This is a genomic window from Anaerolineales bacterium (genome assembly GCA_015075625.1).
In the GTDB taxonomy this organism is placed as follows: Bacteria; Chloroflexota; Anaerolineae; order Aggregatilineales; family UBA2796; genus UBA2796.
In genome coordinates, this window is the sequence record JABTTZ010000003.1 from 90,918 (window position 1) to 104,409 (window position 13,492).

At 53.9% G+C, this 13,492-nt stretch carries 16 protein-coding genes; 8 read left to right on the forward strand and 8 right to left on the reverse strand.

Translation table 11 applies throughout. The annotated features are described in order from the left end of the window. Positions 1-19 precede the first annotated feature (19 nt). Positions 20-1,042, forward strand: a complete 1,023-nt coding sequence (locus tag HS103_14605) for an Ldh family oxidoreductase (protein ID MBE7514030.1) — start codon at positions 20-22, stop codon at positions 1,040-1,042. Positions 1,043-1,053: 11 nt separating this feature from the next. Here HS103_14605 and HS103_14610 read toward each other — a convergent pair whose 3' ends face one another. Then, positions 1,054-2,127: a hypothetical protein gene (locus HS103_14610; GenBank protein MBE7514031.1), complete on the reverse strand. Its 1,074-nt coding sequence runs from the start codon at positions 2,125-2,127 to the stop codon at positions 1,054-1,056. 36 nt (positions 2,128-2,163) lie between these two features. Beyond that, entirely contained in the window at positions 2,164-2,709 is a 546-nt protein-coding gene (locus tag HS103_14615; GenBank protein MBE7514032.1) for a cytochrome c maturation protein CcmE, read from the reverse strand. A gap of 513 nt (positions 2,710-3,222) precedes the next feature. Between HS103_14615 and HS103_14620 the strand changes: the two genes are divergently transcribed. The 4 genes from HS103_14620 (at position 3,223) to HS103_14635 (ending at position 4,632) form a co-directional block, all read left to right on the forward strand. Next, a complete protein-coding gene (locus HS103_14620; GenBank protein MBE7514033.1) occupies positions 3,223-3,519 on the forward strand; it encodes a WXG100 family type VII secretion target in 297 nt (98 codons plus the stop codon). 64 nt (positions 3,520-3,583) lie between these two features. Continuing rightward, positions 3,584-3,883 carry a WXG100 family type VII secretion target gene (locus HS103_14625; protein ID MBE7514034.1) on the forward strand — a complete coding sequence of 100 codons (300 nt, stop codon included), beginning with the start codon at positions 3,584-3,586 and terminating at the stop codon, positions 3,881-3,883. 61 nt (positions 3,884-3,944) lie between these two features. Then, a complete protein-coding gene (locus HS103_14630; GenBank protein ID MBE7514035.1) occupies positions 3,945-4,268 on the forward strand; it encodes a WXG100 family type VII secretion target in 324 nt (107 codons plus the stop codon). Positions 4,269-4,338: 70 nt separating this feature from the next. After that, positions 4,339-4,632 carry a hypothetical protein gene (locus HS103_14635; protein MBE7514036.1) on the forward strand — a complete coding sequence of 98 codons (294 nt, stop codon included), beginning with the start codon at positions 4,339-4,341 and terminating at the stop codon, positions 4,630-4,632. 368 nt (positions 4,633-5,000) lie between these two features. Here HS103_14635 and HS103_14640 read toward each other — a convergent pair whose 3' ends face one another. Next, positions 5,001-6,230 carry an NAD(P)-binding domain-containing protein gene (locus HS103_14640; protein ID MBE7514037.1) on the reverse strand — a complete coding sequence of 410 codons (1,230 nt, stop codon included), beginning with the start codon at positions 6,228-6,230 and terminating at the stop codon, positions 5,001-5,003. Between the two features lie 250 nt (positions 6,231-6,480). After that, the gene (locus HS103_14645) at positions 6,481-8,160 is read right to left on the reverse strand and encodes a M23 family metallopeptidase (protein MBE7514038.1); all 1,680 of its coding nucleotides are present in this window, start codon (positions 8,158-8,160) and stop codon (positions 6,481-6,483) included. A 177-nt stretch (positions 8,161-8,337) separates the two neighbouring features. Here HS103_14645 and HS103_14650 point away from each other — a divergent pair, with 177 nt between their 5' ends. Further along, positions 8,338-9,027, forward strand: coding sequence for an aquaporin (locus HS103_14650; protein ID MBE7514039.1), 690 nt, complete (start codon positions 8,338-8,340; stop codon positions 9,025-9,027). A gap of 166 nt (positions 9,028-9,193) precedes the next feature. Here the strand turns inward: HS103_14650 and HS103_14655 are convergent, their stop codons facing one another. Further along, the gene (locus tag HS103_14655; protein MBE7514040.1) at positions 9,194-9,340 is read right to left on the reverse strand and encodes a pilus assembly protein; all 147 of its coding nucleotides are present in this window, start codon (positions 9,338-9,340) and stop codon (positions 9,194-9,196) included. 154 nt (positions 9,341-9,494) lie between these two features. Further along, positions 9,495-10,280: a type III pantothenate kinase gene (locus HS103_14660; GenBank protein MBE7514041.1), complete on the reverse strand. Its 786-nt coding sequence runs from the start codon at positions 10,278-10,280 to the stop codon at positions 9,495-9,497. Positions 10,281-10,541: 261 nt separating this feature from the next. On the opposite strand from HS103_14660, the gene HS103_14665 reads away from it, so the two are divergent. Together HS103_14665 and HS103_14670 are read left to right on the forward strand one after the other, a co-directional pair. Beyond that, positions 10,542-11,024, forward strand: a complete 483-nt coding sequence (locus HS103_14665) for a type II toxin-antitoxin system death-on-curing family toxin (protein MBE7514042.1) — start codon at positions 10,542-10,544, stop codon at positions 11,022-11,024. After that, positions 11,005-11,394: a type II toxin-antitoxin system death-on-curing family toxin gene (locus HS103_14670; protein MBE7514043.1), complete on the forward strand. Its 390-nt coding sequence runs from the start codon at positions 11,005-11,007 to the stop codon at positions 11,392-11,394. Before HS103_14665 ends, HS103_14670 begins: the two co-directional genes overlap by 20 nt. Before the next feature lie 28 nt (positions 11,395-11,422). Here the strand turns inward: HS103_14670 and HS103_14675 are convergent, their stop codons facing one another. Then, the gene (locus tag HS103_14675; protein MBE7514044.1) at positions 11,423-12,175 is read right to left on the reverse strand and encodes a hypothetical protein; all 753 of its coding nucleotides are present in this window, start codon (positions 12,173-12,175) and stop codon (positions 11,423-11,425) included. 13 nt (positions 12,176-12,188) lie between these two features. Then, positions 12,189-13,385: a protein kinase gene (locus HS103_14680; protein ID MBE7514045.1), complete on the reverse strand. Its 1,197-nt coding sequence runs from the start codon at positions 13,383-13,385 to the stop codon at positions 12,189-12,191. Positions 13,386-13,492: the final 107 nt, after the last annotated feature.

Sequence of the window (13,492 nt, forward strand, 5' to 3'; positions counted from 1 at the left end):
GAGGCGCATCGTCAAAGAGATGACCACGATCACAATCCCCATTGAGGATGCCCGTCAGGTTGCCATTCGCATTGGGGTGAGGCATGGTTTGATGCCCCCCGAAGCAACCCTTGTAGCAGAGGATTACCTTTCCGCTGAACTGAGTGGGATTCGCACACACGGGCTGCTAAAACTGATTGTTCTTCCCGCCGCCCTCCAAAAACGCCTCGGCGCCCCGCTGCCCTTGTGGGAACATGAGGCATTGATGATGCTCGATGGACAGCGAGAGATTGGTCCATTGGCAGCGCGGATGTGTGTTGATCGTGCTATAACAAAGGCAAAGACACACGGAATAGCCTTTGTCGGCGTGCGTAACATAAGCCGCTACGGACGGCTTGCCCCCTATGGTGAGCGTCTAGCGCGGGCGGGGTGTATTGGGATTATTGCCAATCAGGGCGGACTCGCCATTGCCCCGCCAGCGGGCATCACCCCCGTTTTAGGGGCAAATCCGTTGTGCCTTGCCTTTCCCCGTCCCAACGGTGAGCCTTTGGTGATTGATCTATCCACCTCGAACGCCGTCTGGAGCGAGGTGATTCTCGCTGATGTCGAAGGGCGTGAACTTCCCCCAAACTACTTTATGGATGCGGCGGGGGTGATGACCACCATGCCAAGCGCCGCCTATAGCGTAGACTCCTTTGCCGGAGGGCGAGGGTTTGCCCTTGCTCTGGCGTTGGAAGTCCTTTGTGGGGCGCTGCTTGGCGCACGGCTAGGGCGTGCCGTTCGCGATGAATATGATCTCGGTTATGTGTTTATCGCCCTTCACGCCGAGGCGTTTTGGGCGCATGGCGAGGATATAGGAAGTGGGGCAACAGCTTTTGCCGCTACAATTGCCACCCTTGCCGAGGACATTCACCACGCCACGATGCGCGATCCTCACCTGCGGGGGCGGCTGCCCGGGGAGCGTTCCGCGGCGACCTACCGAACCGCACAGGAATCCGGCATCCTAACCATTCATCCCCGCTTATGGGAGCGTTTAACTCATCTTGCCGAAGGGAATGCCTAAGCCCCCCCTGCTTACTGATGGCGACGCTGGAAGGTAAGCCGGAACAAGGCGACAATGAAGGCAAGCCCAATGAGGATGGTCACCACCAGAAGTATGACGGCGAACACCCCTGGTTCACTGCGGCTGCTTGCCCCATTGAGCGGTGTGCGCGGTACATTTCCCGCCAAAAGTGTATACACTAGCCGTCCGCCAGATGGAATCACCCCCTCTAGGGTGAATTCGGTATAGGGACGGTTGGGATTCAGCGTTGTGTTGGGGGCAGTCGCGAAGGAACGGTGTTCGGGGGCGGTGGAGAGGGTGATTTTTGCGTCATTGGGGATCAAGATCGTTACATCCTCTGTCTGGTACGGTTGATCTTGATCGACAATTGCCCCCACTTCATAGGAAAGCTGATAGGAAACGATCACCTCGTGGGCTTGTCCGGGAATGACCGGGCGTGTGTCTTGGACGATAGGGGCAAAAGATTCCCCCCCAACAGAAAAGCGCCCCGCCTCGTCAAAGGCGACCCCCACTGCCCCAATTGGAAGGGGGGCAATGACGGAAACTGCTTGCCCCGTTTTCGTCGTCGTTTTACTCAGGTAAAGACGATCTCCGCTGGCGCGGTAGAGGAATGTTGCCAAGAATTGGACAACGCCGCCCGGTTTCGGATCAAGGACATAGCGAGAGCGCAGTAAGGTAATCACACTTGGATCATCGGTAGCAGCGTAGACTGTCAGGGGAATTGTGTACTCGATTCGTTCGCCGTTTAGCTCGATTAGAGGACTACTTTGGGGGACACCCTCAAAAACAACGGTGATGAACAGGGCATCACCGGGCTGGATGATGATACCCTCAAGGCGGTAATTGCCGTCCGCTTGGGTTGCTGTCTCGTATTCGGCGCGGTAGCGGGAATCGCTAGGGCGGGCAAGACGCACCGTCACAGGCAGTCCGGCGGGGATGCTCACCCCGGCAGTGCCGCTGGTGATCTGCCCCTGAACGCGAATGGCGAATGTTGTGGGGGCTTGGGCAGCTATTCCTTTGAGGGGAATAAAACTCAAAAGAAGCACCAGCCCCCAATAGTGGAGGCGGGTAGATTTAGATAGCAAGGAAAATCATACTCCGTGTGGGGGGTGAACGGCGTTCTAGCCAATCCGCTTTTCTGCCTGTTTGGGAACATCGCTCTGGTATTTGGAAGGGCATTTTAGCTGAAGCTCGTCCACATAAAACAGCCCATCCGTCCCCATTTTACCGGTCATAATCGCCTGTGCCTCATGTTGGAGAAGGTCGGGGACGGGTTGGTTGCGGACGACCACCTGAAGGCGCGTGGCGGAACGATCATTCACGGCAACGGTGAGTGCTTGGGCAAGCCCGCCAAGTTTTTCTAATTCTTGAGCATTGTCGGTGATATGGGCGACAGTGAAGGTGATCGTTTGCGTATCGGCGTCAAAATGGATTGTATCACCGAGGACAGCACCAGTGATTTTCACCGTTTTGCCGACGAGTTCGTTATTGCCAACCACCTCGTTCACGGTGATGAAAAACCGCCCACCGAGGAGCGTCCCTACAAGGATGAGGGCAACCACCGCCAAAATTGCCGCAAACCCAACGCCAGAAACAAGGGTACGAAGGTTTGTTTCGCTCTTTTTAGGGATAGCAACCGATGCCTTTTCCCATGTTGTGTTGGTCATAAACAGAAACTCCTGTCAATCATGACCATAGTTCTAGCGCAAAGGAACGCTAAAAGCAACGATCTCTCATCGAACTGAGTGAGGTAGACGTTACGCAGTTGCCCTCATTGCCTACCTACCTCCCGGTGGGAGAAGGGGGAATCCATTTTTTGAGGGGGAAGCCCCCTCAAATGTCCTCTTTCGATGAATACAGAGTAAACACGTTCAACCGCATACATCCTAGTCCTTAATTAACCTTCGTCACTTTCTCTCTTAGAAACAGTTTCAATGTGTTCTTCACGTGTTTAATTTACGGATGGATGTTTGGCGCTTCTGGCTTTTTGAGGCAAAGCCAGCGACTTTCCTAAATGTTGGATCGCAAGGTCATAAAAATTGTATAAATCACGCCCTTCTGGTTGATTAATCGAAAGGCGATTCGTTGACTCACCCCCCAACCTCCCGTAAACTGTTCGTATGTCTTGAACGCTCAACAAGACAACCAAACATCAAAATGAGCGGGAGGAAGAAAACACTATGGCAGGGAAAATCCAGTGCGATTACGACCAGATGGGCAAGGTGGCGGATACCTTTAGCAAAGAATCTGGTCAGACGCAGCAGCTTTTCCAGCAATTGTCCAAGATCGCGGGCGATCTCGCTGGTGGTGGCTGGGTCGGTGAAGGAAACGATAAGTTTCAGACAGAATTCAACGATATTGTGAAGAAGGCGATGGACAAACTTGTCCGCGTCCTCGAAGATGCGGCAAGCGCCAGCAAGCGTATTTCCGACGCCCTCAAGCAGGCGGAAGACGAATCGGGCGGGTTGTTCGCCTAAGGGTCTTAACACCGCTTAGATATATCACTAGAAACGCAATCAGAATCAGTGGAGGAAATCAATCATGTCTGTTGATGTGCAAATCGACTATGAGATGGCAGATGAGGCAGTGAAGTTGTTTGCCAATGGGCAGCAGCAGCTTAACGAAACGCTTCAGGCAATGGAGCAGTTGGCGAACACGATGGAGCAGGGTGCGCTCCTCGGTGATGGTGGCGATATGTTCGCCCAAGCCCTGCGCAGCCGTCTTGGGCCCCGTCTGCGTAAATTGGCAGCGAAACTGGGCGAGATTTCAAAGGATATTAAGGCAGCCAGCGCCGACATCCGTGCCGCAGACACGAAGGGCAAGCAAGGCTTCAAGAGCTAAGTTCGCCTCAATTAACAGCACAGCGAAAGCGACAATCACAGGGAGCTAAGGAGAAGCAATCATGTCGGTATTTACCTTCGTTGCAAACGAAATCGTTGAACAAATCAACACCTATAAGGGTCAGGGCGAGCAATGTGATCGCGTGGTTTCCCAGATCAAGACCGGCGTTCAACCCATTCAGGGTGGCGCGTGGAAGGGTCAGGGCGCCCGTGCCTACATCGGCGTGATCATCGGGCAGGTCATCCCCCACATCATCGAATTGATCGCCGCCATCACCGGCTTCGGGGGCAACCTCGGCAAGGCGCTCAATATCATGAACCAGGCGGATAAGATGGTCAGCGGCATTGTTGGGCAAGTCAGCGACATGTTCGATCAGGTGTTCTAGGCTTTAACCGCCTAAAACCACAGCGAATTCACACTCAATTTAGAACAATTCCCACAGGAGGACTACGGTCATGGCTGATGTCTCGATGGACTATGGTATCTGCGAGAAAATGGCGAACATTCACGGTGTTTCGTCCGATGTGTTGAAGGGTGTTTCGAAGGCGCTCAAGATCGCCTCGGACATTTTGAAAGCGACTGCGATGTTTGGGATGGTCGGGAATCTGGCGCTTGCCTACTACCTCGACAACATTCGTCCGAAGGTCGATCAACTCGCCGAAGACAATGCCGAATTGAAAAAAGACGTTCTAGGTGCGATTGCCGCGCTGCGTGACGGGGATAACACCGGTTCACAGCGGTTCGTCTAAACCACTAACCTTTATTATTGCGCGGGGCGTCCCACCGGGTTACGCCCCACGTCACAACCAAATACCCCATTATGGGGGCGGTGCAGAACCGCCCTTTTTGTTTTTTACCGTTTGGAGCTTTAGCCCGCAAGAACCGCACACAGCCGAATGCAGCGCCCCTGCCTATGCCGAAAGGCAGCGCAAGGCGCAAGCGCATTGTAGAATCTGTACGACTTGTACCTTAGTCATTTGTCAGGAGAATGTCTAAAAGAACCCCTATCCCCCGTCCCCTTTCCCCGTACACAGGAAAAGGGGCGAAATGCTGCGGGCAAGGGGGTGAGGGTTGTCTCTTTCTGTAGTTACCTTCTTGATGAACTACAAGCAGCGGGTCACGAAGTACGCTTGACCAGATGCTCGGCAATGTACTCGGCATCTTCTGCCACGCCCCAAAATAGGTTCGACTTGGACTTATGCAGCCACATCAGCCCAATGAAGTATAATCCGGGGTGTTCTGTAATTCCCCGCTGGTGGATTGGATAACCAAAGGCATCGAAAATAGGGTACTTGATCCAGCTAAAGTCACAGCGATACCCACCTGCCCATAGGATGGTTCTGATGCCTACCTTATCTAAATCTAGCTCAGTAATTACCTCGGAGTCATAGCGTGTGAGCAAATCCGGGGTAAATTGGTCTTGCACTGCTTGCAGATTGTTCTGATCGATATAGGTATCGACTGCCTTCTTGAACTGCGCTTCTGCTTTATCAGAGACGGCAAGGTTTTCCATTAAATCTCCGGCAATCGCTAATGTTGTTCCATCCGCCCCTTGTAAGTGACCCAAGAGGGTCACACCATCTGATGCAAATCGATGCAGATTCAGGGATCGTCCCCCATCTTTCCCTGTTAACTGAGGATTAGGATCAAAGCGCTTAGACGGTGAAGTGAGGGTGTTCACTGTCTGATCAAACATTCCTAGAGCATTAACCCACCAGAACGCGTCTTTACCACGATAACGGCGTGGAATTCTTCCCACTTTGCTGGTGCAAAGATAGACAGTGCGCCCACTTTTGTAAAGTTCCTCGGCAATCTGGCAGCCAGACTGCCCGCTGCCCACAACCAGGATTGCGCCGTCCGGCAGCGATGTTGGATTGCGGTATTGGCTAGTATGGATTTGGTGAATATGGGATGCAATCTGTGAGGCATAGGCAGGAATACGAGGTTTGGGAAAAGCACCTGTGGCGACCACAACATTTGCTGCTCGGTAGGTGGCTGCATCGGCTTCAATTATGAATTCACCAGCATCATCATGGATACTGGTTACGGTGATACCTGTTCGCACTGGTGGGTTAAACAGACTCGCATACTCCTCAAGGTAGTGTAGAACTCCCTCACGAGTGAGATAGCCATCAGGCTCATCACCTTGATAAGGAAAACCAGGAAGTTGCAACGTCCAATTGGGGCTGACAAGCGTGAATGAATCCCACTTCCCGCTACGCCATGCTTCCCCAATACGATCTTTTTCGAGGATAACATGTGGATGTTTGTGCTGTGTCAGACAGTAGCTAACTGCCAATCCAAATTGCCCTGCTCCTATGATCACAGTGTCGATCTGTTCGGACATCGGTAAAATCCTCGTCGCTATTTTATGGGATACTGGTCACTATGAGGCTACTTTACAATCAACACTAGTTCATAAATCGAACTGGTTAATTGACGGGTTGCCAAGTGTAATACGCGCCCTTCCAAAATGGTTTGAGTGGCTCACTCCCTAATGGACTTCCTTAGCGACGAATTATGCCACTCATCATAGCTCACCACACACCACAGGCAATTCACTTCGAACAAACCTTAAAAGACTTTCATACAGGAGACTACGGCAGTGTGATCACCCACAGCGCCGAATCGTCGGCATTCCAATAGACCACCCTTCCCCCATCAGGAGAAACCGTCCACTGATCATTCAAGACACGAATCCGTTTCACGGCGGGGTTTGTCAGCGCCCGAACAATTCCCGTCGTGACGCTGAATGCCATCAAGACTCCCTGATTTTCCCCTTCATAGGGCAAAAACAAGACGGTTTCGCTGTCCCGCCAGCGGTATGACCCAATAAAGGGAAGTTTCACGGCTGGCGCCCCCCCTCGCGCGGCTATGCCATACACGCCGCTGGCGTTGGCGTCGTCTTGGAAGGGTGCATAAAAGAGCAAGACAGCGCCACCGGGGGCAATCTGCACACTGCGTAAATCGCGGATGGTGATGATCGCTTCCATCTTTTTGGTGGCAAGGGTGAACACGTTCAAGGTGCGCCGGTTCGTGCGCTCTATCGGCTCAATCACCAACAGGCGCTCATCGTCTAACCAGGCTACGCTGCCGCCGTTTTGCGTGCGTAAAAGGGTGCGCCCTTCACCATCAGAACGGCTGATCCACACCTCGGTGAGCGGTGGAATCCCACCGGGAATGTTATCGGCGGGGAAACGCTGCCAGAGCAAGCGGCTGCCCGATGGCGAAAAAGCTGGAATCGCCCCGCCTGTGGCAAGCGGCGTTTCTTGCTTATCGGCAAGGCGGATCATGCTTGTCCGTTCAGTGATGTAGACAAGTTCGAGTGTTCCATCGGGCGAGGTTTGGCGGTAGCGCCCGTCCTTGATTGGGCGTGGTGTGGTGTCCCCTGTCACATTGACGGCGATCAGGTTTGCCAGTTGGCCGTCCACCCCATCGTAGAAGGTTATGGCGGAGCTATCCGCCGTCCACCGCGCATGGGCGCAGCAGCCCCCTTGTGTCACTTGCCGAAAGATGGCAGGGCTTTCGCTGAAGGGTTTGGCATTGAAGGCTGGCGGGGTGTATGGTGAGGGGGCAACACGGGTAAGTGGCGGATTCGGGTAGCGGTATTCGTTCAGCGGCGTTTCGTTGAAATCGACATCGGGCTGATCAAGGAAGGTTTGCCAGCGGCGGGGAAAGAGCAAATCTTGAGTAAACCCGCCAAACCCCTGATAACCCAAATTAGAGAGCGCCACCCAATCTGCTTCAATATAGTTCACCGGATTATGGGCAATCTGATAATTTCCGCTGCGCACCTCAAGGTGGAGATGTGGGCGAGAGACACAGGTGCTGTCAGGATCGCCGGAATAGGCGATCACTTGCCCTTTGCGCACTGCCTGCCCACGAGTGAGATCAGGTTTGGCGTTCAGATGTCCATAGACAGAAGTGATTCCCAGATCACGGTGAAAAATCGTCAGGTTGTGGGGGTCTAAGCCAAAACTGAAATTATCAACCTGATCGACCTCCCCATCGCCAATGGCGACGACGGGTGTTCCGCAAGGCGTCCAGAAATCGATCCCAAAATGGAGGTTGCGCCCGCCAGCGTACCAGTAACGCCCATAATTGAACGCCCCAATCGTGTTTCCATAGGGTTGGCTCAGCAGCCATGTCGTGACCCCTGGCGGGGTGGTAAAAGGTAGGCTGAAGGGTTTCCCCGGCGGGGGCGTTTGCGCCCCACTGGTAAACGATGGCAAGACGAAGACGAGGAGGAGACAGGCGAACCAAAAACGACGAGCCATGCGACGGCAAATCCTTGTTTGTGGATAGCATCGGAAAGTATAGAGGGACGCCCTCCCCATGCAAAATTTCGTAAAGAGCAGAGTGGGGGTAACCCATGTGAGGTGGACGATCAAAAAGAATAACCCCTATAATCGACAATGGACAGAGGGCTAACATAAATACGGGAGTTTTTGATTGTGAGAAATACACTGATCGGTCAGGGCATTGCCGAGTTCATTGGCACATTTATGCTCATTTTTGTTGGGGCGGGGGCAGTGACGGTCTTTTCGAGAGGAGGGATCGATGCAGCCCTCGTTGTTGCGGCGTTAGCACATGGGCTGATCCTGATTGCCATCATCGCCACTTTTGGCAGTATTTCCGGCGCGGCGGTCAATCCGGCGATCACCTTTGGGCTGCTGCTCGGCGGGAAAATCAACGGATTGAAGGCACTTGTTTTTTGGGCAGCGCAGTTTGCCGGGGGTATTTTGGGGGCATTTGTAATCACCCTAGCGATCCCTGACATTGCCCGCGTAAACGGTGTTCAGCAGATTGGGCAAACCGTTCCCACCGCCAATATCACAACGCTCCAAATTCTCCTCATCGAAGGATTATTAACCTTCTTCCTCACCAGCACTGTTTACCAAACGGCAATCTACGGGCGCGGACCCGTCCCGGCAGGGGTTGCCATCGGGTTTACATTGGCAGCGTGTATCCTCCTCGGCGGAGCGATTACTGGCGCTTCGCTCAATCCGGCACGGACACTCGGACCTGGATTGATCAGCGGCGATATGAATCAGATTGGCATTTATCTGGCAGCACAGTTCATTGGTGGCGCAGTGGCGGGTGTGCTGCATGGGTACATCTTTGGTTTTAGCAGCGGGAAGTAACCCGATCCCTTCCATTACGCAGTTGCCCTTAGCCACTCATGTAGAGGGGGTGAGGGCTTGTGTCTAAAGGTCATTTCTTCAGAAGTTTGAGGGGAGGTTGAGGCCGGTGGGAGAAATGACAACGCCCGCTTTCGCGGGCGTCGCCATAAGTGCAGGATACGAAGGATTAGAGGGCGCGAACGATGTTCGAGAACACGTTAGCAATCGCCGGACCCAACAGCGCCAAGATGATGATCACAACGATGGCGACCAACACGAGGATGAGGGCGTATTCGACGAGACCCTGACCTTCTTCACGAGGAAGATACAACATGATGACTACCCCTTTCAAGGATGAACATAAACTGTAGTCAAGGTAAAGAATAACATGGATTTGCAAAAAGCCAAGATCACAAAGATCAAACAGAGCCAGATGTGTAGAAGGTCTAACATTGGCGAATTTTGTAAAGGTTTTTTGATGATTTTCATCACGATTCGTTCAATTCAGCAATAATGCGTAGCCCATCAAGAGTCAGTTGGGGAGCGACGATCTCAATCATCGTCGAATATTTGCTGACGAGCGCAGCCAAACCGCCTGTAGCAACCACCTTTGCCCCTGCGCCAGCGGGAAATGCTGCCCGAATCCGCCGCGTGAGTCCATCAATCATATCGACATAACCGAGGAACAGCCCACTTTGAATGGCATGTGTTGTGTTTCGTCCGATGGCGGAGGGTGGTGGTTCGAGCGTCACTTTGTAGAGTTGGGAGGTTTTGCCCACCAGAGCATCCAGAGCAATGCCAATTCCTGGCGCAATGCTCCCCCCAATATAGCGTCCCTCTGTGAGGACATCAAAGGTGGTTGCTGTCCCAAAATCAATGACAATCACCGATCCACCATAGAGAATGTGCGCCGCCGCCGCATTGACCAAGCGATCCGCACCAACCTGTTCAGGGCTGTCCACATCAACGCCGATTCCTAAGGGGATTTTCACAGTCACCACCAATGGTTCAAGGTGCATGTAGCGTTCTGAAAGTTCGGTGAAGGCAAGCGTCAGTGGTGGGACGACGCTGGCGATTACAACCCGCCGAATATCGGCAAAGGTGAGGTCAGAATCCCGCAAAAAACTGCGGACAAGGGCAGCATATTCATCGGGCATTTTGTTGTGGACGGTGCGCACTCGCCAATCATGTCGCCATGTGCCATCTTGCCACAGCCCCATCGTGACGTTCGTATTCCCAATATCAATAGCAAGAAGGGTTGAGGGGAGGGGCATAGTGACACTCTCGATTGTAAGGTTGAAATGGTTTGGAAAAGTCACTCAAGTGTATCGAATTATTCTAGCAGTCCACCAAAGAGGTAAATAGTAGGTTCACCCAACCCTCTAGCGCCCTCTCCCACAAAGGGGTTGAGGGAGAACGCATCCTCCCTTTTTCCTTGCCTGTGGGGGTAGGAAGATGGGGTTCTTTTAGAAAGTACTGAGGTGCGGTACTACTCTCACTGTCCGCACTTCTTGCCGCTATGCTATGATCGTCCTATGCGTTACCTAACACTCTCTGAAGCCATTTATATCAATGGGCGGGTGCTGGCGAATCCCCAAATTATGAGCGGCAAACAAGGCGTGCGCGATGTGATCTTGCTAGATGCGGCGGTAATGCGTCCAGCATCTAGCGCGTTTGGGGCGGACGCCTACCCCACCCTGCGGGAAAAAGTGGCTGCCCTTTTTCATTCCATCGTGCGCAACCATCCCTTTGCCGATGGCAATAAACGGACGGCAACCGTCGTCTCTATTTTTATGTTTGCGGTGAATGGTGAGCGCATCGTGTGGAATCAAGTTGAGGCGCTGCCTTATATCCTTGCCGCCGCCCAACATCAACGGGAGATCGCTGATCTTGCCGCGTGGTTTCCGCTGACACCCTGTCCACCGGCAGGCGAACCCGATGCCGAGGCAGACATGCGGCATATTGACCAGATTTGCCTTGAACAGGAATGGCTGCTCAATGAACTCCGAGATCGCTGAGACGATTCGCTACCTAAGCGCGGCAGAGGTCGTCGCTATCAATGAGGCGGTGACGGGCGGGGCGGGCTTGCGTGATTTGCGTTTGTTTGATTCGGCACTTCGTCGTCCGGCGCTTGTCTTGTTTGGGGAGGTTCAATTTCCAACGCTCATCGATAAAGCCGCCGCCTATATGGAATCCTTCGCCTACCACCACCTCTTTTTTGATGGGAACAAGCGGACGGCAGTACAAGCAGTAGCGCTTTTTCTTCGTCACAACGGGCGGACGTTTCACTATGAGGCAGGGCGCGATCAGCCTTTTGTGTTAGAGATTGCACAAGGCTGGCACGATAAAGCGGCAATTGCGGCGTGGTTGGCGCAGCGCGTGGACTGATATGGACGGATAAACGATGTGCCGGTTGCTAGGTGAGATATGCCACCACTGCGGCTCGTACCGCCTGATCCATCGCTTCCTCAACAGCAGCGACACGCTCTTTTGAAACGCCCTTCCAGACAAGTCCCATGTCTTCCGCTACTGCCCGTGCCAAGACCTCAGCGCCGACTCCGGCTGCTTTTCCTAAAACCTCAGTTGTGCGGCTGTGTGCGCCGGGTAGAAGCTGCGCAGCAATGGTATCGCGCCAGACGGTTAAATCGACATCGCTCATGAAAGGCAGCCACCCATGTGGTGCGGCATTGCTAAGCGCCTCCTGAGTTCTCTCGGTGAGCGCCACCCGATCTTGTTCGTCAAGGTGGGTCAGCAAGAGATGAAACGCCCACATCGATTCGCTTTGATTACGCCAAATGGTTGGAATGGCATTCACAAAGTGTGGGAATAACATCGTCTCGCACCAGACCTGATCCATGGTCAAATGCCCGACATAGCCAGCGACAAAGGCACGTTGCTGCGGATCGTGGAGCGCCTCCCGTTTTAGCGATGGGTAGCGGGCAAACATGACCTCCACAGGGGGCGGCATCAGCACCGCCGCATACTCGTAGAAATGCGTCTCGGAGCGCCGTATTTGGGACGTGACACGCGCATCGGCGGCAACACTGCCGAGGAGGAACGCGCCCCACATATCGGGGGTGTTCGTGAGGGTGGCGCGAACGGAAAGCGGAAGTGTCAGATCACGATGAAGGCGCTCCGCCAGCGCCAAGTGCATGAACGGTGTGGGCATGGCGGAAGCACGATCAGCGTGAATTAATGAGGAGGATGATCACAATGAGCAGGATAACAATCAAGCCGCCCATCCCGATCAAGACGATGCGGTTATTCATTGCCCCCATAATCCCCCCCGTAGAGGCGGGCTGCGCCGGACGCGGTTGGGGCATTCCGGCTCGGGCGCTATTGCTTGCTTGCGGTTGTGGCATTTGCTGCGGCATTGCTGATTGCTGCGGCTGTGGCTGTGAGGGCGCATGTGGAACGTCCATGGGGCGGCTTGGCGTCTGGCGTGCTCGTGCTACGGAATCATCCGCCACAGCAGCTCTCGGCGCTTGTTCAGGGGGGAGCGGAATATTGGACATTCCTCGTGCCGTTGTCGAACCGCGCACAGGCAGCCCTAAGACCATCCGCAGGTTTTGGACAAACTCCGTCGCCGTGCGGAAGCGATCATTGCGGTTCTTTGCCAATGCCCGGTTGAAAACGACCTCCACCCCATCGGGGAGATCGGGGCGTGCCGCCCGAATCGAGGGAATCGGATCATTAATGTGGCGCATCATCAGGCGGGCGGGGGCTTTTTCCACATAGACAGGCTGACCAGTAACCATTTCAAAGAGAATCACCGCCAGCGAGTAAATATCCGTCTCAGCGCTAGGATCTTCCCCGCGCCACGCCTCCGGCGCCATGTAAATGGGGCTGCCGACGACCATCCCCTGTGCCGTCAGTTTTGTTTCTCCTAAGCGGCGGGCAATGCCAAAATCGGTCAGGAAACAATTGCGCTGCTCATCAAGCAAAATGTTCGCTGGTTTGAGGTCGCGGTGAATGACCCCGCGTGAATGGGCGAGGTCAAGCGCACTGGCGATTTGTCCGGCAATGCGAGCGATCTCGCGCATCTCCAGACGTTCGCCCGATTTAATCAGATCACCCAGATTACCGCCCGTCTTGAGCGCCATGACAAGGTAGAGGATGCCCCCTTCTTGCCCATAATCATACACGGGGATAATGTGCGCATGTTCGAGCGCCGCAATCGCCTCCGCCTCGCGCTGAAACCGCGTGATGAACTGATCTGAATCAGCAAGATCGGCGTTGATGACTTTCAGTGCCACCTCGCGGGAGGTATTCACCTGACGGGCGCGGTAGACCGTCCCCATACCACCACCGCCCAATACGCCATCAATCACATATTTGCTGATGGTACGCCCTAACAAGGGATCATTTGGTCTGTCCACGTTTTGTGTCCTGTTTGAACCGCTGCCAGATGGTCACCTACCTTATAAACCATTTATTATACCCTACACAAACGAGGATATTCTAGGCAAGTTTATATTGGCGGAGA